Annotated in this window: 1 protein-coding gene and 1 pseudogene; both read left to right on the top strand. The window is 41.4% G+C overall.

The features are described from left to right. The first annotated feature begins 3 nt into the window (after positions 1-3). Positions 4-638, top strand: a pseudogene (locus tag CKO12_RS14395) (IS607 family transposase). A gap of 28 nt (positions 639-666) precedes the next feature. Further along, positions 667-761, top strand: a 95-nt coding sequence (locus tag CKO12_RS14400; protein WP_242466368.1) for a hypothetical protein, incomplete at its 3' end; no start/stop codon positions are given.

Consider the following 761-nt stretch of genomic DNA (forward strand, 5'->3'; position numbering starts at 1 on the left):
CTTATGGAAAAGAAATTAGTAAAGATAGGTGAAGCGGCAAAAATTTTGGGAACGTGTGTAAATACATTGCGTCGATGGGAAGCGTCGGGCGAATTAGTCCCAACGCGAAAAACGCAAGGTGGAACACGTTACTACAGCGTTGCCGAATTGATGAACGTAGGTGAAATCGATGCTCCGACGGTGTGTTACGCTCGCGTTTCAAGTCACGACCAAAAAGAAGATTTGCAACGACAACAAGATATTCTCGAAGCGTATTGCGCGGCGAAAGGTTGGCGAACCGAAGTGATAGCGGATTTAGGTTCGGGTATGAATTACCGCAAAAAAGCTTGAACAAATTGCTGGAAATGATTTTAAAAAAAAGCATTAAACGGCTGGTGATTACGCATAAAGACCGATTATTGCGTTTTGGTGCAGAATTGGTATTTGCATTATGTGAAGCACAAGGCATTGAAATCATTATTATTCATAAGGGCGAACAACCCCGCTTTGAAGAAGAACTCGCAAAAGATGTGTTAGAAATTATTACCGTTTTTAGCGCGAGACTTTATGGCTCACGAAGCCACAAAAACAAACAATTTTTAGACAAACTCAACGAAGCTGTTACTGAATTGACCGACGAAAATGTTACTGGCACATAAAATTGAATTGCGCCCCACACCTGAACAGATGGTGTATTTGGATAAAGCCTGTGGCTCCAAACGCCATTGCTATAATCAGTTGTTGGCGCATTTTTCAAAGCCAGAAAATAAGTGGTCAAAAAA

This window comes from Chromatium okenii, assembly GCF_016583745.1.
In the GTDB taxonomy this organism is placed as follows: domain Bacteria; phylum Pseudomonadota; class Gammaproteobacteria; order Chromatiales; family Chromatiaceae; genus Chromatium; species Chromatium okenii.